Source organism: Ferribacterium limneticum (assembly GCF_020510625.1).
Classification (GTDB): Bacteria; Pseudomonadota; Gammaproteobacteria; order Burkholderiales; family Rhodocyclaceae; genus Azonexus; species Azonexus limneticus_A.
The window spans coordinates 606,732-633,571 of record NZ_CP075191.1; the positions used below are offsets into that span (position 1 = coordinate 606,732).

Annotated in this window: 27 protein-coding genes; 8 read left to right on the forward strand and 19 right to left on the reverse strand. The window is 62.0% G+C overall.

The features are described from left to right. Positions 1-2: 2 nt before the first annotated feature. The 3 genes from dnaG to rpsU all read right to left on the reverse strand — a co-directional run bounded on the left by dnaG (position 3) and on the right by rpsU (position 2,559). Positions 3-1,739, reverse strand: coding sequence for a DNA primase (dnaG, locus tag KI617_RS02860; RefSeq protein WP_226450427.1), 1,737 nt, complete (start codon positions 1,737-1,739; stop codon positions 3-5). Positions 1,740-1,745: 6 nt separating this feature from the next. After that, positions 1,746-2,192 (reverse strand): GatB/YqeY domain-containing protein, encoded by a 447-nt coding sequence (locus KI617_RS02865; protein ID WP_226450429.1) that lies wholly within the window; start codon positions 2,190-2,192, stop codon positions 1,746-1,748. Between the two features lie 154 nt (positions 2,193-2,346). Further along, positions 2,347-2,559, reverse strand: a complete 213-nt coding sequence (gene rpsU, locus KI617_RS02870; protein ID WP_011286295.1) for a 30S ribosomal protein S21 — start codon at positions 2,557-2,559, stop codon at positions 2,347-2,349. A gap of 139 nt (positions 2,560-2,698) precedes the next feature. On the opposite strand from rpsU, the gene tsaD reads away from it, so the two are divergent. Then, a complete protein-coding gene (gene tsaD / locus KI617_RS02875) occupies positions 2,699-3,733 on the forward strand; it encodes a tRNA (adenosine(37)-N6)-threonylcarbamoyltransferase complex transferase subunit TsaD (protein ID WP_226450431.1) in 1,035 nt (344 codons plus the stop codon). Between the two features lie 109 nt (positions 3,734-3,842). Here tsaD and KI617_RS02880 read toward each other — a convergent pair whose 3' ends face one another. From KI617_RS02880 to plsY, 3 genes are all read right to left on the reverse strand, one after another. After that, positions 3,843-4,121, reverse strand: a complete 279-nt coding sequence (locus KI617_RS02880; protein ID WP_226450433.1) for a cupin domain-containing protein — start codon at positions 4,119-4,121, stop codon at positions 3,843-3,845. Between the two features lie 9 nt (positions 4,122-4,130). Next, positions 4,131-4,631 carry a thiol peroxidase gene (tpx, locus tag KI617_RS02885; protein WP_226450435.1) on the reverse strand — a complete coding sequence of 167 codons (501 nt, stop codon included), beginning with the start codon at positions 4,629-4,631 and terminating at the stop codon, positions 4,131-4,133. A 383-nt stretch (positions 4,632-5,014) separates the two neighbouring features. Then, positions 5,015-5,611, reverse strand: a complete 597-nt coding sequence (gene plsY, locus KI617_RS02890; RefSeq protein ID WP_226450437.1) for a glycerol-3-phosphate 1-O-acyltransferase PlsY — start codon at positions 5,609-5,611, stop codon at positions 5,015-5,017. Between the two features lie 66 nt (positions 5,612-5,677). Between plsY and KI617_RS02895 the strand changes: the two genes are divergently transcribed. After that, on the forward strand, positions 5,678-6,028 hold the full coding sequence (locus KI617_RS02895) for a dihydroneopterin aldolase (RefSeq protein ID WP_226450439.1): 351 nt from the start codon (positions 5,678-5,680) through the stop codon (positions 6,026-6,028). Between the two features lie 34 nt (positions 6,029-6,062). Here KI617_RS02895 and KI617_RS02900 read toward each other — a convergent pair whose 3' ends face one another. The 8 genes from KI617_RS02900 to KI617_RS02935 all read right to left on the reverse strand — a co-directional run bounded on the left by KI617_RS02900 (position 6,063) and on the right by KI617_RS02935 (position 12,744). After that, positions 6,063-6,503, reverse strand: a complete 441-nt coding sequence (locus tag KI617_RS02900; RefSeq protein ID WP_226450441.1) for a CBS domain-containing protein — start codon at positions 6,501-6,503, stop codon at positions 6,063-6,065. Between the two features lie 90 nt (positions 6,504-6,593). Beyond that, the gene (locus KI617_RS02905) at positions 6,594-7,469 is read right to left on the reverse strand and encodes a ZIP family metal transporter (RefSeq protein WP_226450443.1); all 876 of its coding nucleotides are present in this window, start codon (positions 7,467-7,469) and stop codon (positions 6,594-6,596) included. 160 nt (positions 7,470-7,629) lie between these two features. Beyond that, on the reverse strand, positions 7,630-8,121 hold the full coding sequence (ybaK, locus tag KI617_RS02910; RefSeq protein ID WP_226450445.1) for a Cys-tRNA(Pro) deacylase: 492 nt from the start codon (positions 8,119-8,121) through the stop codon (positions 7,630-7,632). A 243-nt stretch (positions 8,122-8,364) separates the two neighbouring features. Continuing rightward, positions 8,365-8,766, reverse strand: coding sequence for an alternative ribosome rescue aminoacyl-tRNA hydrolase ArfB (gene arfB / locus KI617_RS02915; RefSeq protein WP_226450447.1), 402 nt, complete (start codon positions 8,764-8,766; stop codon positions 8,365-8,367). A gap of 10 nt (positions 8,767-8,776) precedes the next feature. Continuing rightward, a complete protein-coding gene (gene xerD, locus KI617_RS02920; protein ID WP_226450449.1) occupies positions 8,777-9,685 on the reverse strand; it encodes a site-specific tyrosine recombinase XerD in 909 nt (302 codons plus the stop codon). Then, positions 9,663-10,163 carry a methylated-DNA--[protein]-cysteine S-methyltransferase gene (locus tag KI617_RS02925; RefSeq protein WP_226450451.1) on the reverse strand — a complete coding sequence of 167 codons (501 nt, stop codon included), beginning with the start codon at positions 10,161-10,163 and terminating at the stop codon, positions 9,663-9,665. Before KI617_RS02925 ends, xerD begins: the two co-directional genes overlap by 23 nt. Before the next feature lie 52 nt (positions 10,164-10,215). Next, positions 10,216-11,391: an acyl-CoA dehydrogenase gene (locus KI617_RS02930; protein ID WP_226450453.1), complete on the reverse strand. Its 1,176-nt coding sequence runs from the start codon at positions 11,389-11,391 to the stop codon at positions 10,216-10,218. A 96-nt stretch (positions 11,392-11,487) separates the two neighbouring features. Continuing rightward, on the reverse strand, positions 11,488-12,744 hold the full coding sequence (locus KI617_RS02935) for a glutamate-5-semialdehyde dehydrogenase (protein ID WP_226450455.1): 1,257 nt from the start codon (positions 12,742-12,744) through the stop codon (positions 11,488-11,490). A 113-nt stretch (positions 12,745-12,857) separates the two neighbouring features. Between KI617_RS02935 and KI617_RS02940 the strand changes: the two genes are divergently transcribed. Beyond that, a complete protein-coding gene (locus KI617_RS02940; RefSeq protein ID WP_226450457.1) occupies positions 12,858-13,100 on the forward strand; it encodes a hypothetical protein in 243 nt (80 codons plus the stop codon). Here KI617_RS02940 and holA read toward each other — a convergent pair whose 3' ends face one another. From holA to KI617_RS02960, 4 genes are all read right to left on the reverse strand, one after another. Next, positions 13,101-14,108 carry a DNA polymerase III subunit delta gene (gene holA, locus KI617_RS02945; RefSeq protein WP_226450459.1) on the reverse strand — a complete coding sequence of 336 codons (1,008 nt, stop codon included), beginning with the start codon at positions 14,106-14,108 and terminating at the stop codon, positions 13,101-13,103. Then, positions 14,108-14,641: an LPS-assembly lipoprotein LptE gene (locus KI617_RS02950; protein WP_226450461.1), complete on the reverse strand. Its 534-nt coding sequence runs from the start codon at positions 14,639-14,641 to the stop codon at positions 14,108-14,110. The genes holA and KI617_RS02950 overlap by 1 nt, the downstream gene beginning before the upstream one ends. A gap of 9 nt (positions 14,642-14,650) precedes the next feature. Further along, positions 14,651-17,296: a leucine--tRNA ligase gene (leuS, locus tag KI617_RS02955; RefSeq protein WP_226451831.1), complete on the reverse strand. Its 2,646-nt coding sequence runs from the start codon at positions 17,294-17,296 to the stop codon at positions 14,651-14,653. A 250-nt stretch (positions 17,297-17,546) separates the two neighbouring features. Continuing rightward, a complete protein-coding gene (locus KI617_RS02960; protein ID WP_226450463.1) occupies positions 17,547-17,897 on the reverse strand; it encodes a hypothetical protein in 351 nt (116 codons plus the stop codon). Between the two features lie 249 nt (positions 17,898-18,146). On the opposite strand from KI617_RS02960, the gene KI617_RS02965 reads away from it, so the two are divergent. From KI617_RS02965 to KI617_RS02985, 5 genes are read left to right on the forward strand one after another with little or no spacing between them, the layout of a single operon-like run. After that, entirely contained in the window at positions 18,147-20,288 is a 2,142-nt protein-coding gene (locus KI617_RS02965) for a UvrD-helicase domain-containing protein (protein ID WP_226450465.1), read from the forward strand. A gap of 14 nt (positions 20,289-20,302) precedes the next feature. Next, entirely contained in the window at positions 20,303-21,061 is a 759-nt protein-coding gene (locus tag KI617_RS02970; protein ID WP_226450467.1) for a YdcF family protein, read from the forward strand. A 56-nt stretch (positions 21,062-21,117) separates the two neighbouring features. After that, a complete protein-coding gene (locus KI617_RS02975; RefSeq protein WP_226450469.1) occupies positions 21,118-22,092 on the forward strand; it encodes a quinone oxidoreductase family protein in 975 nt (324 codons plus the stop codon). Continuing rightward, the gene (locus KI617_RS02980) at positions 22,089-23,414 is read left to right on the forward strand and encodes a TAXI family TRAP transporter solute-binding subunit (RefSeq protein ID WP_226450471.1); all 1,326 of its coding nucleotides are present in this window, start codon (positions 22,089-22,091) and stop codon (positions 23,412-23,414) included. Before KI617_RS02975 ends, KI617_RS02980 begins: the two co-directional genes overlap by 4 nt. Then, complete coding sequence (locus KI617_RS02985) at positions 23,411-24,037, forward strand: ParA family protein (protein ID WP_226450473.1); 627 nt, start codon at positions 23,411-23,413, stop codon at positions 24,035-24,037. Before KI617_RS02980 ends, KI617_RS02985 begins: the two co-directional genes overlap by 4 nt. 43 nt (positions 24,038-24,080) lie before the next feature. On the opposite strand, the gene KI617_RS02990 is transcribed toward KI617_RS02985, so the two are convergent. After that, positions 24,081-26,750, reverse strand: coding sequence for a CHASE domain-containing protein (locus KI617_RS02990; protein WP_226450475.1), 2,670 nt, complete (start codon positions 26,748-26,750; stop codon positions 24,081-24,083). Between the last annotated feature and the right edge of the window lie 90 nt (positions 26,751-26,840).

Here is a 26,840-nt window from a genome sequence, read left to right on the forward strand (position 1 = left end):
ACTTAGCTACGATTTGCCTTGGTGGTGAGGAACTGGATGTAAGCCTGCTTCTCGGCTGCGCTCAGTCCGGCGACGCCGAATTGCTGAGCCTTGGCTTGTAGCTCGGCGAAGGCGCGCTTCTCACCGCCTTCCTGAAGTTTTTCCAGCGTGTCGCGGAATTCCATCTCCGCCCCTTCTTCGTCAAACGGCAGGCCGAGAAGTTCCGACGCCGCGTTTTCGATGATGCTTTCTTCCGGCAGGCCGCGCAGCTGTTCGCGCAGGCCGGCGTAGCTCGAGGTCTCGTGATTGGCCGTAACCAGCTGATGAAGGCGGGTCAGGGCGGCGCGCTCCGGGGTGTCGGGCAGCAGTGCTATCGGTAGCCGGGCGGCCAGTTGCGGCTTGTGCAGCACAATGCGCAGCAGGTTGCGGGTCAGCGACGGAGCGGTGCGTTTTGCCCTGGGCGGTGCCGCTGGTATGTAGGACTTTAGTTCGCAAAGCCGTTCGACCTCGGCCTGGGCAAAGCCGCTGGCTTCGGCCAGCCGTTTGACCAGTTGCAGGCGGAGCAGCGGGGTCGGCAGCTTGAGCAGCAGCGGCTTGGCTTCGTAGATCAGCTGGGCCTTGCCTTCCGAACTGGTCAGGTCGCAGCGCTGGGCCAGTTCGCGTAGCAGGAAGTCAGACAGCGGCATGGCCTGGGTGACTTGCCGGTCGAACTGTTCCTTGCCGAATTCGCGGATGTAGCTGTCAGGATCGTGCTCCTGGGGCAGGAAGATAAAGCCGAGCCGCTTGTTGTCGGCCAGTACTTCCAGCGAATTTTCCAGCGCCCGCCACGCCGCCTTGCGGCCGGCATTGTCGCCGTCGAAACAGAAAACGATGCGGTCGACCTGGCGCAGCAGCTTGGTCACGTGAGTGGCCGTGGTCGCTGTGCCGAGCGTTGCCACCGCATTGCCGACGCCGTTCTGCGACAGGGCAATGACGTCCATGTAGCCTTCGGTGACGATGGCGGTATCGGTTTCGCGCAGCGCCTGGCGGGCCTGGGGTAGCCCGAACAGTTCGCGGCCCTTCTCGAAGAGCGGGGTTTCCGGCGAGTTCAGATATTTCGGCTCACCCTGATCGATGATGCGGCCGCCGAAGGCGATGATTTCACCTTTCGGATTGATGATCGGGATCATCAGGCGGTCGCGGAAGCGGTCGTAGCGGCGGCCGGCTTCGTTTTCGATGACCAGGCCAGCGATCTTTAGTTCTTCGGCGTTGTAGTCCGGGAAGACTTCCTGCAGGTTCTGCCAGCCGTCCGGGGCGTAGCCGATGCCGTAGCGGGCAGCGACTTCACCGGTCAGACCGCGTTTTTTGCAATACTCGATGGCGCGCGGCGAGGCCTTGAGTTGATCCTTGTAGTACTGGGCGGCACGCGCCATGATTTCGATCAGCGTCCGCGTCTGGCCGGGTTTTTCATCCTTGAAGCTGCGTCCTTCGCTTTCCGGCACCTGCATGCCGGCGCGGGTAGCCAGATCCTTGACGGCATCGACGAAGCCGAGGCCCTGGTATTCCATGACGAAGCTGATCGCCGTGCCGTGGGCGCCGCAGCCGAAGCAGTGGTAGAACTGCTTGGTCGGGCTGACCGTGAAGGATGGCGACTTCTCGTTGTGGAAGGGGCAGCAGGCGGCGTAGTTGGCGCCGGCCTTCTTCAGTGGCACGTAGCCGTCTACCAGGTCGACAATGTCGACCCGGGCCAGCAAATCCTGAATAAACGAATCAGGAATCACCGCTTTTTAACCGGCAAGCGCAGCCTTGACCAGTTTCGAGACTTCCGCCATGTCGGCCTTGCCGGCCAAACGCGGCTTCAGCACGCCCATCAGCTTGCCCATGTCGGCCGGGCCTTTGGCGCCGGTTTCGGCGACGGCGGCAGCAACGGTGGCTGCGGTTTCTTCACTGCTCATCTTTTCCGGCAGGTAGGCAGCGAGGACGGCGATTTCGAATTTCTCCGCGTCGGCCAATTCCTGGCGGCCGGCAGCTTCGTATTGGGTGACGCTGTCCTTGCGCTGCTTGGTCAGCTTTTCAATGACGGCGACGACGGCGGCGTCGTCGAGCTCGATGCGCTCATCGACTTCCTTTTGCTTGACGGCCGCGAGCAGCAGGCGGATTGCGCCCAGCTTGGCCGATTCCTTGGCCTTCATGGCCGTTTTCATGTCTTCGGTGATGCGTGCTTTGAGGGTCATTTTTTAGCTTTTAGTGGTTAGTCGTTAGTTGTTAGCTAGAGCGTGGCGCATTCGCTTTGGCTCGGTACGAACAACTAAATACTAGATGCTAAAGAAAAAAAGCCGCCGGCTGTTGAAGGCTGGCGGCTCTTTTGTGCGGCGAAAACGTACTGGATCAGTACAGTTTCGGCGGCAGGGTCAGGCTACGGAGGCGCTTGTGCTGGCGTTTAACGGCAGCGGCAGCCTTGCGCTTGCGTTCGGTCGTGGGCTTTTCGTAAAACTCACGGGCACGCAGCTCGGTCAGCAAACCAGTCTTTTCGACCGTGCGCTTGAAGCGGCGGATAGCAACTTCGAACGGCTCATTTTCCTTGACACGAATGTTCGGCATATAAATCACCCCCTTCCGTTAGGCGCCTGCCAGGTCAAGTAAAAGGCAGTGCGCGCAAAATTTGTGTCCGCATGTTTGCGGAGAGCCAAGCAGTATATGTCAAAAAACCTTGTTGCTCCAAGTGTTAAAATGCGTCCCCATGCTAGTCCTTGGTGTTGAATCTTCCTGCGACGAAACCGGTATTGCGCTCTACGACAGCGCGGCCGGCCTGTTATCCCATGCTCTCTATTCCCAGGTGGCGATGCATGCCGAGTACGGCGGCGTCGTGCCCGAGCTGGCATCGCGCGACCATATCCGACGCGTCGTTCCCTTGCTGCGTGAGGCGCTCGGGCAGGCCGGGAAAACGCTGGATGAGGTGGATGCTGTCGCCTATACACGCGGCCCCGGTCTGGCTGGCGCCTTGCTCGTTGGCTGTGCCTTTGCCGAGGCGCTGGCGGTGGCGATCGACAAACCGACCATCCCGGTGCATCACCTCGAAGGCCATTTGCTGTCGCCCCTGCTCTCGAAGACGCCGCCGACCTTCCCGTTCGTCGCGCTGCTGGTCTCCGGTGGTCATACGCAGTTGATGAAGGTGACCGGCGTCGGCGAATATGAACTGCTCGGCGAAACGCTGGACGACGCGGCGGGCGAGGCTTTCGACAAGAGCGCCAAACTGCTCGGCTTGCCGTATCCCGGTGGCGCTTTGTTGTCGAAGCTGGCCGAACAGGGGACGCCGGGCGTTTATGAACTGCCGCGGCCGATGCTGCATTCCGGTGATCTGAGTTTCAGCTTTTCCGGATTGAAGACGGCCGTCCTGACGCTGGTCCGTGAGCACGCCGATGAAATGACCGACGAGTTCAAGGCCAATGCGGCACGGGCTTTTCAGGAAGCCATTGTCGAGGTGCTGGTCAAGAAGTCGCTGAAGGCGATGAAGCAGACCGGGCTGAAACAGCTGGTGGTGGCCGGCGGGGTTGGTGCCAACAAGCAGCTGCGGGCCACGCTGAACGACGAGGCAAAGCGCAAGCGCTTCCGCGTCTATTACCCGGAGCTGGAATTCTGTACCGATAACGGCGCGATGATTGCGCTGGCTGGTTCCTTGCGCTTGCTGTCGGGTTCTTCGTCCAAGGTGGCGGGGAGTTTTGCCGTGCAGCCGCGCTGGCCCTTGATGGAAATGTCGGTCAGCGGTACGAAGTAGCAGGTCGCGCCATCGCGTTCATGGCGCGGCGCCGCTTTTTTCCGACGTTTCGGGCAGTTCTTGCAGGGCGGATTGGTCTTGCAGCACTTTTTGCCCATGATCATAGCCCTCAGTTACGCCGCGCGACCCAGTAGGTAGCGCCTTGGTGGCCATAACGTTCGGCGTGTGCGACCTCGCGATCCAGCGCAAAGTCGTCGCCGGCCTTGAGATGCTGAATTTGGTCGCCGACGGTCAGCCACATCTCGCCACCCACTACCCTTGCCTTCAGGGCGAACGGGTGGGTGTGCGTGTCGAGTCTGGCATCGGCCGGCCAAGTGCGTTCAAGCACCTCGTCGAATCCTTCAGCGAGGGTTTGCGCTTTGAATTCATCGAAGGTGCTTGTCGGCATGGTCTTGCCTCAGAGAACGGCCAGGGCGGCGGCGTAGTCAGGCTCGTTCTTGATTTCGTTGACCAGTTCGCTGTGGATCACCTTGTCGTTTTCGTCGAGGACGACGACGGCACGTGCAGAGACGCCGGCCAGCGGGCCGCTGGTGATGGCGACGCCGTAGGCTTCGAGAAATTCACGGCCGCGCATGGTCGATAGCGTGATCACGTTATCCAGGCCTTCAGCACCGCAGAAGCGGGCCTGAGCGAAGGGCAGGTCGGCCGAGATACAGAGAACGACGGTGTTCGGCAGGCCGTTGGCCTTGGTGTTGAACTGGCGGACGGAGGTAGCGCAGGTCGGGGTATCGATGCTCGGGAAAATGTTCAGAATCTTGCGCTTGCCGGCGAAACTGGCGAGGGCGACATCTGACAGGTCCTTGGCAACCAACGAAAAGGCCGGGGCAGCATCGCCCTTGTTGGGGAATTTGCCGGTAACGGTGATGGCGTTGCCGCCAAGGGTAACGGTTTGGGTCATTGCATATCCTTGAGATTGAATGCGGAGGCCCCGTTTGATGGGGGCGCGCCACTTTGGTTCATTGATTAGATCGGTTGGGGTCGTGATGCCAAACGTCTTGGCCACGACGGCCCAGCGGTGGCGCTGTCAGAAATTGTCTGGCAGGGTGGCCAGAATGTCGATAGCCGGCTCCCACGCCAGAAGCTCGTCGAACCAGCGATCAATAAAATTGGAAATCATGGTGGCCTCCTGTAGTTTGCCAGGTCGTCCTGACCTGATGGACTCAGTGTAGGCAGGGATGCCCTATTGATCCAATCGATTGATCGAATGGGATGAATTGGGCTTCGCTATCAGATGGCAAAAAACGCCGGCGAACCGGCGTTGTTGCTGAGAGGATGCCTGCCTCAGGCCTTTTTCTTGCTGCCGATCTTCGATTCCAGGCCGGCCATCAGGCGCTGGATGTTCTGCCAATGCTTGCCGATCAGGGCCATGCCGAGAATGCCGACCACCACGGTTTGGCCGTTCCCGCCATGCATCAGCACGGAAATGACCGGGGCCATGGCGGCCGCGACAACGGCGGCAAGTGATGAATAACGGAAAGCGTAGGCCATGAATAGCCAGGTGCCGGCGACAGCCAGGCCAAGTAGCGGGTCGAGCGCGAGCAGTACGCCGGCGGCGGTGGCGACGCCCTTGCCGCCCTTGAACTTGAGGAAAATCGGGTAAAGGTGGCCGAGGAAGACGGCCAGTGCGACGAGGCCGATCACGGTGTCGGAGAAGCCCATGCGCTGGGCGATGAAAACTGCAGCCCAGCCTTTGAATGCATCGCCGAGTAGCGTGACGAGTGCCGCCTTCTTGTTGCCGCTACGCAGCACGTTGGTGGCACCGGGGTTGCCCGAACCGTAAGTGCGAGGGTCGGCCAGGCCGAAGAGTTTCGAGGAAATCATTGCGAAGGGAACGGAGCCGAGCAGGTAGGCGGCAACGAGGGCGATGGCTATTTGCATGGGGGGCTTTGGTCGCTGAGGTACAATCGCGCCAAATTTTACACCGCTGCTGCGGTCGACCGCCCTATGGACATCATTTTCCTCGAAGAACTGCGCGCTGAAACCTGGATAGGCATCTATCCGCGCGAGAAGGCCATGCCGCAGACGGTCGAAATATCCCTGCAGATCGGTGTTTCTACCGCCTCGGCCGGGGCCAGCGACGATATTCGCGATACGGTGGATTACGCCGTGGTGGTCGAGCGTCTGCGCGCTGACCTCGCCGCTGTGCACTTCAACCTCATTGAGGCGCTCGCCGAGCACGTAGCAACCTACGTGCTGGAAACCTTCGCCGTCCATTGGGTGCGCGTTTCCGTCGCCAAGCTGGGCATGATGCCCGGCGTCAAGCGCGTCGGCGTGATCATCGAACGATCAATCTGACCGGCACCTAGGCGGGTGTCGGTCAGAGGTGCGCTTACAGAATTTCGGTCAAAACTTCCTTCTGGTCGAGTTCCTTGAAGAAGTGCAGTGCCTCCAGTCCGAGCGCGTCACGTGAGGAGAGTACACCGATCGGCCGGCCATCCGGCAAGACCACCGGCAAATGGCGGAAGCCGCCTTCATGCATGATGTGCAGCGCATGGCCGAAGGGCTTTTCGGGCGAGATGGTCTGCGGGTTGGCTGTCATGGCCGCCTCGACCGGCGTGCTGGCCGGATCGAGGCCGGCGGCCAGCACCTTGAAGGCCAAGTCGCGCTCGGTGCAGATACCGAGCAGCTTGCCTTCTTCCGGTGTGACAACCAGAACGACACTGTCGTTGTTGTCGCGCATGTGGGCGGCCACGGCTCGAACGCTTTTTTCCGGCGTGGTGGTCAGGAAATGACGATTCTGGATGATCTTGATTGCGGCGCGATTCGGCATGGTTCGTCTCCTCTATTGGGGTTGGGCTGCAGAGGAAAGACAAACACTGTTTGAATTAGTTCGTCGCAATCAACGATCGGTTCAAGTTCATCAGAAAACACTGGATAACGTCGTCATCACCGCGAAGCCAGCAGCGAGCCCAGCCGTGCCGGCGCCGATATGGCCCGGCTTGTGCGAGGCGGGAATCATCTCGTGGCTGACCACCCACAACATCGCGCCGGCCGCAGCGGCAAGCGCCATTGGCAAGGCCGCACCGGCCACGGTGCTGGCAATTACCCCGAACAAGCCGCCGACCGGTTCGACCAGCCCGGTGCCAAGGGCAATCAGGGCGGCCCGCAAGGGCGCGGCACCGAGCGCCACCATGGCACTGGCGACAATCCAGCCTTCCGGGATGTTCTGCAAGGCAATGCCGAGGCTCATGCCATGATCGGCGCCAGCCGCCGCGGCGACGCCGACGGCAAGCCCTTCCGGCACGTTGTGGATGGCAATCGCTGCAACGACAAGGGCGACATTGGGCTGCATGCCGCTGCTTTCGACTTCTTCAACGTGCTCGTGCGGCAAGCGGCGATCCAGCATCTGCATCGCGGCAACGCCGGCCAGCAAGGCGACGGCCGTGGCGATGCCGAGCGACCAGACGGCATCGCTGGCAGCAACCGTCTGCACGGCCGGGACAAGCAGCGAGAAGAGGCTGGCGGCGAGCATCATGCCGCCGGCCAGGCCGAGCATAGGCGCCATCAGGCGTTCGGATGGGCGGCGGAGCATGAGCACGGGAATCGCGCCGAGGCCGGTTGCCGCGCCGGCGAGCAGGCTGGCCTCAAGACCCTTGGCAGCCATCGGGTGGGCGGCCAGCCATTCGACTGCCTGTTCGATGCCGAAGGCGATGGCAACTACGGCCATCGCAATGCCGACCCAGAGATGGCGGCGGGCAGCGGGTCTGGCGTAATGCTGGATAACGAGTTGGGTCATGGTGGCTCCTTTTTAGGATCGAGGATTCAGGATCGAGCAGCTGGCTTTCACTCGCTCCTCGATCTCAATAACTCGCTCCTGAGTTATTGAGTGCCACTTTACGGACTGCTGATCTATAGCTCCAATCGATTGAATAAATGCTGTCGATTGCTGTTGTCAATCATCCCTTGAGCGCTGCCTCGACGACCTTGGGGTGCAGGACGCGCAGGATGTCGTGCGGATGGATGCCGACCAGAAAGCCGCGGCGGCCGCCGTTGATGTAGATCAGCGGCAGGTCGAGAATGGTCTTTTCGATATGGACCGGCATCGCCTTCTTGGTGCCGAAGGGGCTGGTGCCGCCGACCAAAAAGCCGGTATGGCGGTTGGCCACTTCAGGCTTGCACGGCTCGACCTTCTTGCAATTGATCTGCCGGGCCAGTTCCTTGGTCGATACCTTGCAGTCGCCGTGCATCAGCACGATCAGCGGTTTGGCGTTTTCATCCTCGAAAACCAGCGTTTTCACGACGGCATGTTCATCCACGTTCAGTTCGCGGGCGGAAACCTTGGTCCCGCCGTGCTCTTCGTAATCGTAGAGGTGGGTGGAAAACGGCACCTTGTTCGCCTTGAGGAACTTGGTGGCCTGGGTTTCGGGGGCGTGTTCGGCTTTGCTCATGGGAATGGCGATCAGTTCATGGTCAGGAAATTATTCTACCTCGCCCGGCTGGCGGCTTATTTGTCCTGCAATCTGGGCTGGAAATAGAAACAGCTTTGTCCGGAGGAGGCCATCACATCGAGCGCCGGCTCTTGAAATCAAGGGCCCGGCAGCCATACCTGAACGGTAGTTCATGGGTGATGAAGTAGTGGGCGCACTGGTTGCAACGTGGCTGTGGCATGCCGGGCGAGGCGCTGCCTGCCGTCATTCGTCGATTCGGCTGCGCAGCAACTTGACCTGGCCGCGCTTGACCTTGCTATCGACGCGTTTCCTTTGTGAACTGCGGCTCGGCTTGGTCGCCCGGCGTAAGGTTGGCACGAAGGCTGCGGCGGCAATCAGCTCGCGCAGTCGAACCAGGCCGTCTTCCCGATTGCGTTCGAGGCTTCGATGCTTCTGCGCCTTGATGACGACGACGCCGTCACTGCTGATCCGCTGGTCACGCATGGCGAGCAGTTTGGCCTTGATTTCCTCGGGCAGGCTGGAGGCGGCGATGTCGAAACGCAGGTGCACCGCATTCGACACCTTGTTGATGTTCTGGCCGCCCGCCCCTTGGGCGCGGATGGCGATGAATTCGACTTCGTTTTCGTTCAGTGCAATCGGTGACATTCGTTTTCTTTCAGCCGCGCGGATGATGCACGGCGTGCAGCGTCTTCAGGCGTTCGCGGGCGACGTGAGTGTAAATCTGGGTGGTCGAGATGTCGGCGTGGCCGAGCAGCAACTGGACGACACGCAGATCGGCGCCGTGGTTGAGCAGGTGGGTCGCGAAGGCGTGGCGCAGGACATGCGGGGAGAGCTTTTCCGGGGCGATGCCGGCAATCAGGGCATAGCGCTTGATCAGTTGCCAGAAGGCCTGGCGGGTCATGGCGCTGCCACGGGCGGTGATGAACAGGTCGTCGCTGTGCTGGCCGTTCAGGATGTCCGGCCGGGCTTCATTCAGGTAACGCTTGATCCACTCGATGGCCAACTGGCCGAGCGGCACCAGCCGTTCCTTGCTGCCCTTGCCGAGGGCGCGCAGCACGCCGTCGGCCAGGCTGACTTCGTGCAGTCTGAGATTGACCAGTTCGGAGACACGCAGGCCGGTGGCGTAGATGGTTTCCAGCATGGCGCGGTCGCGCAGGCCGAGCGGGGTGTCGAGGTCGGGGGCATCGAGCAGGGCTTCGACCTGCTTTTCCGACATCACCTTGGGCAGGCGCGAGGGGCGGCTCGGGTTGGCCAGCTTGAGCGTCGGGTCGGCAATGATCCGGCCACGGCCAAGCTGCCAGCGGTAGAAGCGGCGCAGTGTCGACAGGTAACGGGCTTGCGAGGTGGCGCGGGTTTGCCTTGCCAGATGAGCAATGAAGGCCGTCAGTGTCGTTTCGCGCAGGTCGAGCAGCGGCTCGGGCGCGTTGTTGGCCAGCCACAGGGCCAGCCGACTCAGATCGGAGCGATAGCTGTCCAGCGTCGCCTTGGCCAGGCCGTCTTCCAGCCACAGGGCATCGCAGAAATTGTCGATCTCGGAAAGGTCAGCCGGGGAGGCTATTTTCATGCGTCAGCAGCCAGCGTTTGACGTCGAGCAGGAAGCCGCCGCGCTCGCGGGCGAAGCCGCCGAGTTTCTTGTCACCCGCGCCGCCCGTGGCGACGACGCGATGGCAGGGCACAACGACCGGGTAGGGGTTCGAGCCGCAAGCCTGGCCGACGGCACGCGGGGCATTCTTGAGATTTTTTGCCACTTCGCCGTAGGTGTGGGTCTGGCCGGTGGGGATGGCTGAAATCTGTGCCCAGACACGGCGCTGGAAGGTGGTGCCGGCCGGGCGCAGCGGCAGGCCGAAAGTGAAACTAGGGTCGGCAATATAGGCCTTGAGCTGACGTACGGCTTCGGCCGCCAACGCAGTCGTGGCGGCGATTTCCGGCCGCGGTTCGAGAAAGTCGATACCGGTGATTTCGTCGTTGTCGCACTGCACGCCGAGGCAGAAGCCGGGGGCGGCAAGAACGGCCTGGTAGGTTTGGTCGGGACGGGTTTTCATGGTGCCTCCGTAGTCAATGACGCAGGTGTCGACCGGAAATTCTGGCCAAAATTCAAAAGGCCGAAATTCCCGTTTGTGCACGGCCAAGAATCAACGCATGAACGTCGTGTGTGCCTTCGTAGGTATTCACCACTTCCAGATTGACGACGTGGCGGATGACGCCGAAGTCGTCCGAAATGCCGTTGCCACCCAGCATGTCGCGGGCGGTTCGGGCAATGTCGAGGGCCTTGCCACAGGAATTGCGCTTGAGCATCGAAACGTTTTCCGGGCAGGCGCTGCCATCATCCATCATGCGGCCAAGGCGCAGCACGCTCTGGATGCCGAGCGCGATCTCAGTCTGCATGTCGACCAGTTTTTTCTGGATCAGCTGGTTGGCTGCGAGCGGGCGGTTGAATTGCTTGCGCTCCAAGGTGTATTGGCGGGCCGTGTGCCAGCAAGCCTCGGCTGCGCCCAGCGCCCCCCAGGAAATGCCATAGCGCGCCGAGTTTAGGCAGGTAAACGGGCCTTTCAGTCCGCTGGCCTTGGGTAGTTGGTTTTCGGTTGGGACAAACACCTCGTCCATCACGATGTCGCCAGTGATCGAGGCGCGCATACCGACCTTGCCGTGGATAACCGGTGCCGATAGTCCGGCCATGCCTTTTTCCAGAATGAATCCACGCAGCACGCCTTCGTCGTCCTTGGCCCAGACGATGAAAATATCGGCAATCGGCGAATTGGTGATCCAGCGCTTGCAGCCGGAAAGCTTCCAACCACCGGGCACGCTGTGGGCACGAGTGCTGGCGCTGGCCGGGTCGGAGCCGGAATCCGGCTCGGTCAGCCCAAAACAGCCGATCAGCTCGCCCTTGCCGAGCCTGGGCAGGTATTTCTGCTTCTGCTCTTCGGAGCCGAATTCGTAAATGGGCAGCATGACCAGCGAGGACTGGACGCTCAACAGCGTGCGGTAGGCCGAATCGACATACTCGACCTCGCGGGCGATCAGGCCATACGACACGTAATTCAGCCCGGCGCCGCCGAATTGCGGCGGCAAGGTCGCGCCCAGCAGGCCCATCTCGCCCATTTCGCGGAAGATGGCGGGGTCGGTTGTCTCATTGCGGAAAGCATCGCGCACGCGGGGCTGCAGGGCCTTTTGAGCAAACGTTCGGGCTGCATTGCGCACCTGACGCTCGTCGGCGGCGAGTTGGCTATCGAGGAGAAAGGGGTCTTCCCAGTTGAAACTTGCTTTGGCCATCAGGCGTTCTTCCTGAGTGCGTCGTCCCCGCGCAGGCGGGGACCCAGGAAAATGCTGGATTCCCGCTTGCGCGGGAATGACGGGGATTGGAGAAGATCAGGCGCGGACGTGCCCATCGCCGAGCACGACCCACTTCTGGCTGGTCAGCCCTTCCAGACCAACCGGGCCGCGGGCGTGGATCTTGTCGGTCGAGATGCCGATCTCGGCGCCCAGCCCATACTCGAAACCATCGGCGAAGCGCGTCGAGGCATTGATCATGACCGAGGCCGAATCGACTTCGCGCAGGAAGCGCATGGCCTTCGGATGGTTGTTGGTGACGATGGCTTCGGTATGGTGCGACGAGTATTTATTGATGTGCTCGATGGCTTCGTCGATGCCGGACACCACCTTGACCGAAATGATCGGGGCGAGGAACTCGGTGTAGTAGTCCTCTTCGGTTGCCGGGACGGCCTCCTTGACGATGGCGCAGGTCTCGGCACAGCCGCGGATTTCGACCCCTTTGCTGGTCAGCATGTGGGCGATCGGCGGCAGCAGCATGGCGGCGACCGAACGGTCGACGACCAGTGATTCGGTCGTGTTGCAGGTGCCGTAGCGCTGGGTCTTGGCGTTTTCGACAATCTTCAGCGCCTTATTCGGATCGGCTTCCTCTTCCAGATAAACGTGGCAGTTGCCGTCGAGGTGCTGGATCATCGGTACGCGCGATTCGGCCAGCAGACGCGCGATCAAGCCCTTGCCGCCGCGCGGCACGATGACGTCGACGAATTCGCGCATGGTGATCAACTCGCCGACGGCGGCACGGTCGGTGGTGTCGATGACCTGCACAGCATCCGCCGGCAGGCCGGCCGCCTTGAGGCCTTCCTGGACCAGCGCAGCGATGGCGCGGTTGGAGCGGATGGCTTCCGAGCCGCCGCGCAGGATGGCGGCGTTGCCGGATTTCAGGCACAGCGCAGCGGCGTCGGCCGTGACGTTCGGGCGCGCTTCGTAAATGATGCCGATGACGCCGAGTGGCACGCGCATCTTGCCGACCTGGATGCCGGACGGGCGATATTTGATGTCGTTCATTTCGCCGATCGGGTCGGGCAGCGTGGCCACCTGCTCAACGCCTTCGGCCATGCTTTCAACGCCCTTGGCGGATAGCGTCAGGCGGTCAATCATCGCGCTTTCGAGGCCGGCGGCACGGGCGGCGGCCAGGTCTTCCTGGTTGGCAGCGACCAGTGCGGCACTTTCGCGGCGGATGGCGGCGGCGATGTGGAGCAGGGCGGCGTTCTTTTCGGCCGTCGTTGCCCCGGCCAGGCGACGCGAGGCGGCACGGGCCTGAAGGCCGACGGTGTGCATGTAATGCTTGATGTCCATGATGTTCTTTGTACCGGGCAAAGAAACATTATAGCCAGACAAATTAGAAGGAACTTCTAGAACCGGGTAAACTCTTATCCGCAACGATAACAGGGCTTTCCATCGAGGATCAGATGGCCGAAAAATTGATATTGCCGACCGAAGTCAAGGTTTGCGCCACGTGCAGCTACTGGGATGGTGAACGCCAGGTAGATGCCGAAATGAAACTGGTAGTGGTTTCCGAAGACTGCGAGGGTGAATGCCTGGTGCAGGAAGCGGCCAAGCCGGGTCTCCACGATGTCCGCAAGGAGTGTTCCTGCATCTGGGAAGACCTTGAGCCGGACGTGCCTGCCGACGATTCGGCTGAGGCTGCCTGATTATTTAGCGGCGGTGAGGCGCAGGCCGAGCCGCAGGAACTCTTCCCAGATATTTCCCTGGCCTATCCCCTTGGCCAGTCGGTCAATCTTGCCAGCATGTTGCAGGGCAGCTTCCAGCGCGGAAGTTGACAGCCGTTGCAGCGCCTTCTTGACCGGGTTGGCGCGCGGCCCCCAAACCTTGGCATCCTTGAGCAACATATCCATCGGCTTGCCGGCATCCATGCCGGCCCGGATGATGGTCAGCGCCCGGATTTCCTCGCTCATCGCCCACAACACCAGCGGCGGCGCTTCGCCTTCCTGCATCAGGCCATCCAGCGTCCGCGTCAGGCGGCTGATATCGCCCGACAGCAGCGCCTCGCGCAGGCCGTCAATGTCGTAACGGGCAACGTTGAGCACGGCCTCACGAATCTGCGCCATGCTCAGTTGGCCGGCCGGGTAGAGTAGACCGAGTTTCTGGATTTCCTGGTGGGCGGCAAGCAGGTTGCCTTCGACTCGCTCGGCGATGAATTTCAGGCTTTCCAGATCGGCACTCTGCTGTTGGCGGCGCAGGCGGCCGGCAATCCAGCCAGGCAGTTCGGCCAGCGGCGGGGCCATCAGCTTGATCGCGACGCCAGCATTGACCAGCGCGGTGAACCAGACGGCCTTTTCCTCGCGCCAGTCGAGTTCCGGCAAGGTGATCAGCAGCAGGTTGTCCATCGACAGGTGCTGGCACCACTGCTGCAGCGCAGCGCTACCTTCCTTGCCCGGTTTGCCGGTGGGGATGCGCAGGTCGATCAGTTTTTTATCGCCGAACAGTGACATGTTGCCACCGGCCGAGAGCAGGGTTCCCCAGTCGAACTGCGGCAGCACAGTCAGCACTTCGCGTTCGCTGTAGCTCTGCTGGCGCGACTTGGCGCGGATGGCGTCGGCGGCTTCGATGACCAGCAGCGGATCATCGCCGTACAGCACATAGAGCGGGCGCAACTCGCGTTCGAGGTGCGCCGCCAGCTGTTCGCCCTTGAGCAGCATTACTCTTCTTCTTCGAGGTCGGGGTTTTTCGGCTTGATGACGCTCAGCCGGCGCATGATCTGGTTGACTAGGTCATTGTTCATGTCACGCCAGAGCAGGCCTTCTTCCAGATCCTTGGCCAGCACGTTCGAATCGTCGAAGGTGATGTCGCGGGTCAGGTTGATTTCGTTGGGCGGGATCAGGACCTGCCCCTTCTGATTGACGACACGGAAGCGGTAATCCAGTTGCAGGCGATATTCGCGGACTCGACCCTGGGCATTGACGCTGAGAATCGCTTTCTGGCGTTGGTCCGAGACCTGCTGGAAGATGGCGTCGGCCGACTTCGCATCCTCGACGATCGTGGTGCTGCCGCTGGCCTTGATGTAGCGCTGCAGCCAGATATTGACGTCGGCCGTGTCCGGCAGCGAGATGTACATCGTCTTGTAGGGCAGGTTGCCGCTGCCCACGCCGCGCAGATGGAAGCCGCAGCCAGCGAGGGCTAGGGCAAGGATCAGGGCGAGTAGTTGACGCAAATGCGGGCGCAACAGCGGCATGGCGGTTCCTTAAGCGACGATATTGACCAGACGGCCCGGCACGACGATGACCTTCTTGGCCGGCTTGCCTTCCATGAACTTGATGGCATCCTCGTTGGCCAGTGCAGCCGCTTCGATCGTCGCCTTGTCGGCTTCGGCGGCGACGCGGATCGCACCGCGCAGCTTGCCGTTGACCTGCACCATCAGCTCGATTTCGTCCTGTTTCAGCGCGGCAGGATCGGCTTTCGGGAAAGCCGCATTGCCGGCGTCAGAACCCGGCTTCAGTTCGGCATAGAGCGCCTGGCCAATGTGCGGGACGATGGGGAAAAGCAGCAGGGCGATGCTTTCCAGTGTTTCCTGCGCGAGCGCGCGACCAGCGGCATCCTTGATGTCGCACTTGTCGTAGGCGTTCAACAGCTCCATCACGGCGGCGATGGCCGTGTTGAACTGCTTGCGCCGGCCGTAGTCGTCGGCGACCTTGCCCATGGTCTGGTGCAACTTGCGGCGCAGGTCGGCCTGGGCGGAACTGAGGCCGTCGTTGCTGGTGCAGGCGGCGACCAGGCCGACCTGGACGTGGTCGTAAGTGGTCTTCCACAGGCGACGCAGGAAGCGGTAAGCGCCTTCGACGCCGGCATCGGACCATTCCAGCGACTGGTCGGGGGGCGAGGCGAACATGATGAACAGGCGGGCCGTGTCGGCACCGTACTGGTCGATCAGGGCCTGCGGGTCGACGCCGTTGTTCTTCGACTTCGACATTTTCTCGGTGCCGCCGATGACCACCGGCAGGCCATCGGCCTTCAGCGTCGCGCCGGTCGGGCGGCCGCGCTCGTCGGTGACGACATCCACGTCGGCCGGGTTGATCCACTGCTTCTTGCCGCCTTCAAGATCGCGGTAGAAGGTCGGGGCGACGACCATGCCCTGGGTCAGCAGGTTGGCGAAGGGTTCGCCAAGGTCGCCGATCAGGCCGACATCCCGCATCAGCTTGGTGAAGAAGCGCGAGTAGAGCAAATGCAGGATGGCGTGCTCGATACCGCCGATGTACTGGTCGATACCGCCCTTGCACCAGTACTGGACGCGCTCGTCGACCATGGCTGTGGCGTTGTCCGGGCAGGCGTAGCGCAGGAAGTACCAGGACGACTCGAAGAAGGTGTCCATGGTGTCGGTTTCGCGCCGGGCGTCGCCGCCGCACTTCGGACACTTGCACTCGTAGAACTCGGGCATTTTCGCCAAGGGCGAGCCGGCGCCGGTGATCTCGACGTTCTCGGGCAGGACGACGGGCAATTGGTCATCGGGCACCGGGACGTCGCCGCAGGTCTTGCAGTGAATGATCGGGATCGGGCAGCCCCAGTAACGCTGGCGGGAAATGCCCCAGTCGCGCAGGCGGAACTGCACCTTCTTGTCGCCCAGGCCCTTGGCGGCGAGGTCGGCGGCGATGGCGTCGACGGCGGCTTCGTAGCCCAGGCCGTCGTATTTGCCGGAATTGACCAGCTTGCCTTTGACCTTGTCGGCGTACCACTCGGCCCAGGTTTTGTGGCTGAACGAGGTCTCGCCGTCGACGGCGACGACCTGTTTGATCGGCAGGTTGTATTTGAGGGCGAAGGCGAAATCGCGCTCGTCGTGGGCCGGTACGGCCATCACGGCACCGTCGCCATAGCTCATCAGCACGTAGTTGCCAACCCAGACTTCGACCTCTTCGCCGGTCAGCGGATGGGTGACGTATATGCCGGTCGGCATCCCCTTCTTTTCCATCGTCGCGATGTCGGCTTCGGCGACGCCGCCCTTCTTGCATTCTTCGATGAAGGCGGCCAGTTCCGGGTTGTTGGCGGCGGCACGGGTGGCCAGCGGGTGTTCGGCGGCGACGGCAACGAAGGTGACGCCCATGATGGTGTCGGCGCGGGTGGTGAAGACCCAGAGCTTTTCAGCTTCCGATGCCCTCTCCCCCTGCCCCTCTCCCCCTTGGGGCGAGGGGAGTGTAAAGGCGAAGCGGACGCCGGTGCTCTTGCCGATCCAGTTTTTCTGCATCAGGCGGACCTGTTCGGGCCAGCCCGGCAGGTTGTCGAGCTCGGTCAGCAGTTCTTCGGCGTAGGCGGTGATCTTCATGTAGTACATGGGGATCTCGCGCTTTTCGATCAGCGCGCCGGAGCGCCAGCCACGGCCGTCGATGACCTGTTCGTTGGCGAGCACAGTGTGGTCGACCGGATCCCAGTTCACGGTGCCTAGCTTCTTGTACACCAAGCCCTTTTCGTAGAGGCGGGTGAACAGCCACTGCTCCCAGCGGTAGTACTCGGGCGTGCAGGTGGCGAATTCGCGTTCCCAGTCGATGGCGAAGCCGAGCGACTTGAGTTGGCTGCGCATGTAATCGATGTTGGAGTAAGTCCACCCGGCCGGCGGCACATTATTTTGCAGCGCAGCATTTTCGGCCGGCATGCCGAAGGCGTCCCAGCCCATCGGCTGCAGGACGTTGAAGCCCTGCATCTTGTGGAAGCGGCTCAGCACGTCGCCGATGGTGTAGTTGCGCACGTGGCCCATGTGCAGTTTCCCGGACGGATACGGGAACATCGACAGGCAGTAGTACTTGGGTTTGGTGGCGTCTTCGATGGCGCGGGCGGCGCCGGTCTTGTTCCAGTGGTCCTGGGCGGCGCGCTCGATGTCGGCCGGGGTGTATTTGTCCTGCATGGGCATGGCGGGGTTCATTCGCTGAAAATCGGAGAGTAACCGCGGATTATACCGGTTCAACTCTGGCGATTCGCCGAAGGCAGCAAATACGAGCGTGGCCGATTGTTTCGGCTGTTCTGGTGCGCGCTCGCCAGCGACGGGCCGAGGCGCGAGGCGCCTGTGCGGCTTGCGAACTACTGTGACCGGGAGGTTGGCGATTGCGGAGCCTGCACGCTCCGCAATCGCTGGGTGTTACTTCAGCGTCGCCCGGTCACGCGGCTTTTTTTTGGCCGTACATGTCTCCGAGCGTGTTCTGCCAGCAGCGGTAGGCATTTTGCGCCGCCATCAGGGAGAGCAGGGACATGCGGGTCTGATGCCGCCACATCCACGACATTTGCGGCGCCGGCGTCAGGCTGTAGGAGGGCGTGTTGCCGACTTCGTCTTCGACGATGGACAGGAAACGCTCGACGGATAGGCCCCAGAACTCGGAACCTTCGGCCTGGCCGGTCAGGTACTCGGCTTCGCTGACGGCGCGACGCCAGAGCTTGAGGGCCAGCTCATCGCTGATCCCGGCTTTGCGGGCGATCCAGGGGAGGATCTTGGGTGAATTCATGCTGTTCATGCTGTTACTCCTTTACTGGTAGCGGTAGCTACTTATGCATTACGACTGCCTTGTGGGCAAAAAGTTTTGTGCACTGCAATATATTTTTTGCCAAGTATACTTGGGCGCACTTTTGCGGTGTGTAAAAAACTGTCGGCTTGAATATGCTGCGTTGCACAATAGCAACAAATTGGCCTGACCAATTTTCCACCCTGCTTTTTTTTGGCGTTCATTCTACGCCTTTAGTAATAACTTTCTGTGAAGTAATTCATGTCTGATCTGCTCGCCAATCTAAATTCTCCCCAGTTGCAGGCAGTGACCCTGCCGCCCGTGCATGCGCTGATCCTTGCCGGGGCTGGCAGCGGCAAGACCCGCGTGCTGACGACGCGCATTGCGTGGCTGATTTCGACCAGCCAGGTTGGGCCGCATGGGATTCTGGCGGTGACCTTCACCAACAAGGCGGCCAAGGAAATGACGGCACGCCTGTCTTCGCTGGTGCCGATCAACGTCCGTGGCATGTGGATCGGCACCTTCCACGGGCTGTGCAATCGCCTGCTGCGGGCGCATTTCCGCGAGGCCGGCTTGCCGCAAACCTTCCAGATTCTTGATTCGGCCGACCAACTGGCCATGGTCAAGCGCCTGCTGAAGAACCTGAATATCGACGACGAGAAATATCCGCCGCGCGAACTTTGCCATTTCATCAATGCCCATAAAGAGCAGGGCGTGCGTGCCGCGCAGGCCGAGGCTTACGACAATTACACGCAAAAGCGCGTCGAGATCTACGCCGAGTACGAGAACCAGTGCAACCGTGAGGGTGTCTGCGACTTCGCCGAGCTGCTGCTGCGCTGTTATGAATTGCTGCAGCGCAACGAACCTTTGCAGGCGCATTATCAGCAACGCTTCCGGCAGATTCTGGTCGACGAGTTCCAGGATACGAACGTCCTGCAATACCGCTGGCTGAAATTGCTGGCCGGCGGCGGGGCGAATATTTTTGCCGTGGGTGACGACGACCAGTCGATCTACCGTTTCCGTGGCGCCGAAGTCGGCAACATGCGTGAATTCGAGCGCGACTATGCCGGTGCCAACGTAATTCGCCTGGAGCAGAACTACCGCTCGCACGGCAATATCCTGGCCGCCGCCAACGCCATCATCAAGAACAACCGCGAACGTCTGGGCAAGAATCTGTGGACCGATGCCGGGGACGGTGAGCCGATCCGCGCTTTCGAGGCGTATTCGGATCTCGACGAGGCGCGTTTCATTGTCGAGGAAATTCGCGAACTGGTCCGCGATGGCATTTCGCCGACCCAGATCGCCATTCTTTATCGCTCGAATGCCCAGTCGCGGGTGCTGGAGCATGAACTGTTTACCAAGGGCGTGCCCTACAAGGTCTATGGCGGCCTGCGCTTCTTCGAGCGCCAGGAGGTCAAGCATGCGCTGGCCTACCTGCGCCTGCTGGGCAATCAGGACGACGATACGGCCTTCCTGCGCGTCGTCAATTTCCCGACCCGTGGCATCGGTGCCCGTTCGCTGGAAAACCTGCAGGCGACGGCGCACCAGATCAATTCCAGCCTCTATAACGCCGCGGCATCATTGACCGGCAAGGCCGGGCAGACGGTGGGCGCCTTTGTCCGCCTGATCGAGACCTTGCGTCAGGAAACGGCCAATCTGCCCTTGCCCGAGATCATCGAGCATGTCGTCGAGAAGTCCGGTCTGGCCCAGCATTACCGGGTCGAGAAGGAAGGCCAGGAGCGGCTGGAGAACCTCGATGAACTGATCAACGCCGCCGCCACCTTTGTCGACGACGAAGGTGCCATCGGCGAAGGCGGGGCGCTGGCTTCCTTCCTGGCGCATGCCTCGCTGGAAGCCGGTGAGCATCAGGCCGGCGAAGGGCAGGAGGCAGTGCAGTTGATGTCGGTGCATGCCGCCAAGGGCCTGGAGTTCGACGTTGTCTTCATCAGCGGCCTTGAACAGGGCTTGTTCCCGCACGAGAACTCGGTCAATGAGGGCAAGGAGGGGCTGGAGGAAGAGCGTCGGCTGATGTACGTGGCCGTGACGCGGGCCCGCCAGCGCCTTTATGTTTCCTGCGCGCAAACCCGCATGCTGCATGGCCAGACGCGTTATTGCATGCCATCGAGCTTCCTGGATGAAATCCCGGAAGGCCTGCTGCGCAAGCTGAACAAGAAGGCAGAGTCGGCTTCGACCGTGCCGGCCTTCGGCTCATTCGGGGGCGGTTATGCCGAGCCGGCAGCGGGTGGTTTGCGGGTCGGGCAGACGGTCGAGCATGCCAAGTTTGGCCTTGGCGTCATCGTTTCGTCCGAGGGGCGCGGTGCCGATGCGCGGGTCCAGGTGAATTTCGGTGGTGCCGGCATGAAGTGGCTGGCGCTGGAATACGCAAAACTGACGCCGGTGTAGTTTCCTCGTAAACCATGTCCATCGCCTGGTTTTTCAAGAGTCTGCTGTCGGCCTTGCTGTTGCCGCCGGGTAACGGCCTGCTGCTGCTCGCCATTGCCGGCCTGGGGCGGCGTCGGCGCTGGGCTTTTTCACTGGCTTTCCTTGGTGCTTTCTTGCTGTTGCTGCAGTCCTTGCCGCTGGTGGGTAGCGCCTTGATGGGAACGCTGGAGCGGAGCGCCGGGCCGGTACTTCAGGAGGCGGCGGGCGCGCAGGCGATTGTCGTGCTGGGCAGCGGCCTGGAACTGGATGCCGAGGAGTATGGCGGCGATACGGCCACCGATCGAACCCTGGTCAGAACCCGCTACGGCGCCATGCTGGCCCGTCGCTTGGCCCTGCCCGTACTGGTTTCCGGTGGGCGCCCGGTCAATGCAGCGCGCTCCGAGGCCGAGGTGATGGCCGATATTCTGGAAAACGAGTTCAAGGTGCCGGTGCGCTGGCGCGAAATGCAGTCGCTGGACACGACCCAGAACGCAGCGCTGTCGGCGGCTATCCTCAAGGCAGCGGGTGTCCGGCGCATCGTGCTGGTCACCCAGGCTTTCCACATGCCGCGGGCGGTTCGCCTGTTCCGGGCGGCCGGGCTGGAGGTCGTTCCTGCGCCAACCCATTTCAAGGCAGGCGGCTTGGTTCCATTGAGTGTGAACGACTTTTTGCCCAGAGCCTCGGCGCTCCATCACTCCTTTTACGCCCTGCATGAGTGGCTGGGAATCGCCTGGCTGGCCCTCACGGTGGAATGAAGTCCGGCAGGGTGATAACCTCGCCCTGTTCAGATAACGACAACGAGGAGATGACCATGCCCCACGCCATTCGCCTTCACCAGACCGGCGGACCGGAAGTGCTGTGCTGGGAGGCGGTCGATCTTCCCGCACCGGGGCCAGGCGAGGCGACGGTGCGTCAGCATGCGGTCGGCCTCAATTACATCGATACCTATCACCGGACCGGTTTGTACCCCTTGCCGCTGCCGTCGGGCATTGGCCTGGAAGGGGCGGGCGTGGTCGAGGCGGTCGGTGAGGGCGTCAGCGAGGTCAAGGTCGGCGACCGCGTCGCCTATGCCGGCGGGCCGATTGGTGCCTATGCCGAAGTGCGCAATATCCCAGCCCATCGCCTGCTGATCTTGCCGGATGCGATCAGCTTCGCGACTGGCGCGGCCATGATGCTGCAGGGCCTGACTGCGGCCTACCTCTTGCGCAAGACCTATCGGGTGCAGCCGGGCGATGCCGTGCTGATCCATGCCGCCGCTGGCGGTGTCGGGCTGATTGCCTGCCAGTGGGCCAAGGCACTGGGGGCGACGGTGATCGGTACCGTCGGCTCGGCCGCCAAGGCGGAACTGGCCAAGGCCCATGGTTGCGACCATGTGATCAATTACAGCAGCGAAAACTTTACCCAGCGCGTTCGCGAAATTACCGGCGGCGAGGGCGTGGCCGTCGTCTATGACGGCGTCGGCAAGGACACCTTCATGGGCTCGCTCGACAGTCTGCGGCCGATGGGCATGATGGTCGCCTACGGCAATGCCTCCGGCCCGGTGCCACCGCTCGATTTGTTGCTCCTGTCGCAGAAGGGCTCGCTGTTCATTACGCGACCGACCATCATGAGCTACACGGCCAAGCGGGCCGATCTGGTGGCGCTGGGGGCAGAATTGTTCGAGGCCGTCGTTTCCGGCCAGGTGCGGGTCGAGGTCAATCAGACCTACGCGCTGAAGGATGCCGCCCAGGCACACCGTGATCTTGAAGCCCGCAAGACGACGGGTTCCACCATTCTGCTGCCATGATGGCCAGGATCAAGGCGGGGCTGCTTTCACTGCGGGATTTGTTCGCCACGGCGTGGTGGATCATCCTGCTCGCCGCCATCGGTTTTCTGATCGCCTACCAGTTTGTCGAGCCGGCGCCACCCAAGAAAATCGTCATCACGACCGGCGGCGAGAGCGGGGCCTATTACCAGTTCGCCCAGCGTTACGCGACGATCCTGGCCCGGGATGGCATCAAGCTTGAAGTCAAGGCGTCGGCCGGTTCGCTGGAAAACATCGAGCGACTGAAAAGTGGCGAGGCGCAGATCGGTTTCGTCCAGGGCGGCGTCGTGCCGCCCAAGGAAGACCCGGATGCCGAAGACGACTCCGGCCTGCTCTCGCTGGGCAGCCTGTTTTACGAACCGGTCTGGGTCTTCTACCGTGGTGAGAAGGATTTGACCCGGCTCACCGAGCTCAAGGGCAAGCGCATCGCCATCGGCCAGGAAGGCTCCGGAGTGCGCCAGTTGGCGCAGCAATTGCTGCAGGCCAACGACATCCCGGCCGGCGACCATCTGGTCCCGCTTTCCGGCCTGAAGGCGGCCGAGGAGTTGCAGCAGGGGCGGATCGACGCCGCTTTCATCATCGCCGCCGAAAATGCGCCGGTTGTCCAGGTGCTGATCCGCTCGCCCGGCGTCAAGCTGATGAGCTTCGCCCAGGATAGAGCCTACCAGCGCCGCTTTCCCTTCCTGACCAAGCTGACCTTCCCGCGCGGCGTGGCCGATCTGGTGCGCGACTTCCCGCCGGACGACATCAAGGTGCTGGCCCCGACGGCCAACCTGATCATTCGCGACGACCTGCATCCGGCCCTGCAGACACTGCTGCTGCGCACGGCCAGCGAAGTGCATGGCAAATCCGGCTTCTTCCAGGATGCCGGGGAATTTCCCGCCTACAAGGACCAGATGCTGCCGCTGTCGCCCGATGCGGCGCGCTATTTCAAGTCGGGGCCGCCCTTCCTGCAGCGTTATCTGCCCTTCTGGCTGGCGGTGCTGGTCGACCGGCTGATCGTCATGCTGGTGCCGATCTTTGCCCTGCTCATTCCGCTGCTCAAGGTGGCGCCGGCCATCTACACCTGGCGCATTCGCCGCAAGGTCTTCCTCTGCTATGGCGAGTTGAAGTTCCTCGAAGAGGATCTGACCCACCATTTCGAGGCGGCCAAAATGGATGATTACCGCAACCGACTGGACGCCCTCGACGCCGAGGCCAGCCAGTTGCACGTGCCACTCGGTTTCACCGATCTGGTCTATACCCTGCGCGAACACGTCAATCTGGTGCGCAGCATCCTCGATAAACGGGAAAAACAAGCATGAAAGCCTTTCTTGTCGCCAACCCCAAGGGCGGTTCCGGCAAAAGTACGCTAGCGACCAATCTGGCCGGCTATTTCGCCAATCAGGGCGAGGAAGTCATGCTCGGCGACATCGACCGCCAGCAATCGTCGCGTGAATGGCTGGCCATTCGCCCCTTTGCCCTGCCGACCATCGATACCTGGGAAGTCGGCGAGGACAAGATTTCCCGGCCGCCGAAAGGCACTTCACACGTCGTGCTCGATACCCCGGCCGGCCTGCACGGCAGGATGCTGGAGCGCGTGCTCAAGTTGTCCACGCGTGTGATTGTGCCGGTGCAGCCTTCCATGTTCGACATGCTGGCAACCCGCCATTTTCTGACCGAACTGCTGTCCGAAAAGGCCGTGCGCAAGGGCAAGGCCGATGTGGCGGTGATCGGCATGCGGGTCGATGCCCGAACGCGCGCCGCCGGCGAGCTGGAGCGCTTTTTTGCCACCTTCGATCTGCCGGTGCTGGCCTATCTGCGCGATACGCAGGTTTATGTCCAGGCCACAGCGGCCGGCATGACCATTTTTGACCTGCCGCCGTCACGCGCTGAGCGCGACGTCGATCAATGGCAGGCGATCATCGACTGGGTCAAGGCGGAGTAAGGGCGCCTCGTTCCGCTGAACATGCCCCCGTCGCGGCGGCGGCTCAGTGAGCAGCGGTTTCTGGCTGCAGCCAGAGGGCCAGCTTGGCGTAAAGCAATTCCGGTTCGACCGGCTTGGTAATGAAGTCGGACATGCCGGCCTCGATGCAGCGTTCCCGGTCTTCGCTGAAGGCATTGGCCGTCAGCGCCAGGATCGGGGTTGCGGCATATGCCGGCAGGCAGCGAATCGCCCGCGTTGCTTTCAGGCCATCCATTTTGGGCATTTGCATGTCCATCAGGATCAGGTCGTAGTGCTTGGCACTGGCCAGTTCAAGCGCCCTTTCACCATTCTCGGCCACATCGATTTGCAGGTCCGGAATCTCGGTCAGCAGTTCGAGCGCCACTTCGCGATTGAGCGGTTCATCTTCGGCCAGCAGCAGGTGTTTGTGGCCCAGGCTGGCGGGGCGCTGGGCGGGATTTTTGCCGACAGCCTGATGGATGGCTCGCGGCGGCGCCTTGTCCAGTCGGGCGGTCAGCGTGAAGCGACTGCCGACGCCCGGGGTGCTGCTGATTTCGATTTCACCATGCATCAGGCGAATCAGTTGCCTGACGATGCTCAAGCCCAGCCCGGTGCCGCCATGCTGGCGGGTGGTCGAACCGTCGGCCTGTTCGAAGGGGGAAAATATCCGTTCCTGCGCCTCGGCGGGGATGCCGATGCCGCTGTCTTCGATGGCGATGCGGATGGCCAGATGACCGGCGCTTTCCTCGGTGACGGCTGCGCTGAGCGAAATGTGGCCTTGTTCGGTAAATTTCAGCGCGTTGTCGAGCAGGTTGAGCAGAATCTGGCGCAGGCGCAGCGGATCGCCGAGCACTTCGGTGGCAGCGAGTTGCGGGCTGATGCGCAGGTCAAGGTGCAAGCCTTTGGCGGTGATTTTTTCGCCGACGAGGCTGACCACATTGGCAATGACATCGCTGATACGCAGTGGAATCCGCTCCAGCGTCAGGCGGTCGGCGTCGATTTTGGTCAGGTCGAGGATGTCGTTGAGCAGGTGCAGCAGGTGATCGGCTGCGTTGCCGATCTTGTTCAGCTTGTTGCGTTGCGTGTCGTTTTCGCAGCTGCGGTTCAGCAGGTGCGTCATGCCGATGATGGCGTTCATCGGCGTCCGGAGTTCATGACTCATGTTGGCCAGGAAAGTGGTCTTGGCGCGATTCGCTGCCTCGGCGGCCTCCTTGGCCAGCAGCAGGTCGGCGGTGCGGGCTGCGACCTGCTCTTCGAGCTTGTCCCGGTGGCGCTGGAGTTCGGCTTCAGCCTGCTTGCGTTCGCTGATGTCGCGGCCGACGGTCACCAGGGCGTGGCGCGAGCCATCCGCCGCGAACAGCGGCACCTTGGCGATATCGAACACGCGCTCGCGTTGGCCCTCGACCGGGATCGTCAGTTCGTCGTGCAGCCGTTCGCCGTTCTGCCAGACCTGTTCGTCCGAGGCTTCCAGCGCGGCCAGCCGGGCATAGTCGAACTGGCCTGCCGCGGCGATTTCGCGACCCGTTTTCCCGTGGTAGCTGCTGCCGTCCAGGGCAAACAGACGAAGCAGCAAGGTGTTGGCTTCGGTCCACCGGCCGTCGCCATCCTTCAGGCAGACAATGTCGGGCATGGTGTTGATCAGGGTGCGCAGCCGCGTTTCATTCTCTTCGAGTCGATCGGCGTAGGCGGTGATGCTTCGCTGGAAGCGGCTTTTCCGGAGCAGCCAGAAAAAGCTCATCAAGCCGATCAGTGTGCCGGCCAGGGCAATGCTGATCGGGAGTTGCGATGCGGTGATGCTGTCGAATTCAGGGCGGCTGCGGAAGAGGGCGGTCCATTGATGGCCGCCGAATTCGATGGAGAGCGCCACGTGCCAGCGACCGTGCGCCGTGCTGCCCTGGTCGGCATGGGAGTCGAAAAGCTGGTGCTCCGGCGTGGCTGCGCCGTCGTATAGCTCGATCTCGACGTCCTTGTTGTCGTGGCTGATCGCGCTGCGCATCAGGTCGTCGGCACGGAAGGGGCTGTAGGCGAAGCCGAGCAGCGCCTGGCGGCGTTCTTCGGTCGTCCCGTGCGGCATCGCCGAACGATAGACCGGGACGTAGAGGAGGAAGCCCGGTTGAACGTCTTGCCCGGTTTCCTGGACCAGGGTGACCTTGCCGGAGAGGGCGGGTTCGCCATAATCCCGGGCGTATTCCATGGCATCCCGGCGCACCGGCTCGGCAAACATGTCGTAGCCGAATGCCCTCAGGTTGCGCCCGGCGAATGGTTCCAGGTAGATGATGCTGCTGTACTGTGGCCGCTCACCGGGCGGGGTGATGGCGTAATCCGTGAAGCCATCGGCGTGCATGGCGCGCTCATGGGCCGCCTTGTCGCGGGGGGCGATCATCTGGGCAAAGCCGATTCCCTGAATGCCGGGCAAGGTTTTTTCGAGCTGCAGGTGGGTGACGTATTCCCGCCACTCGTTGCGGTCTACGTGGTCGCTGGCGTGGAAGAGTGCGGCGGCGCCGCGCAGCACCTGGGCGTGTGCCGCCAGCCGGAAAAGTATATTGCTCCGCTCCTGTTCGGCGCGGTAAAGGAAGCGCTGGTAAATCTGTTCTTCGGTGGTCTGGCGAACCAGGGCGCAAATTGCGGTGGTGGCAATCAGGATCAGGATTAGCGCCAGCCAGGCCGCTCCCTCGCTAAAGACGGAGCGCGCCGGAAGGGGGCTGTTTCCGGTCATCGGAGAAGGGGTTGGCGAAATTTTCACTATTGCCCGATTTGGTGATTTACCGAGCCACCATATCACTTTATCGGGCCGGCGTGGAGTGGG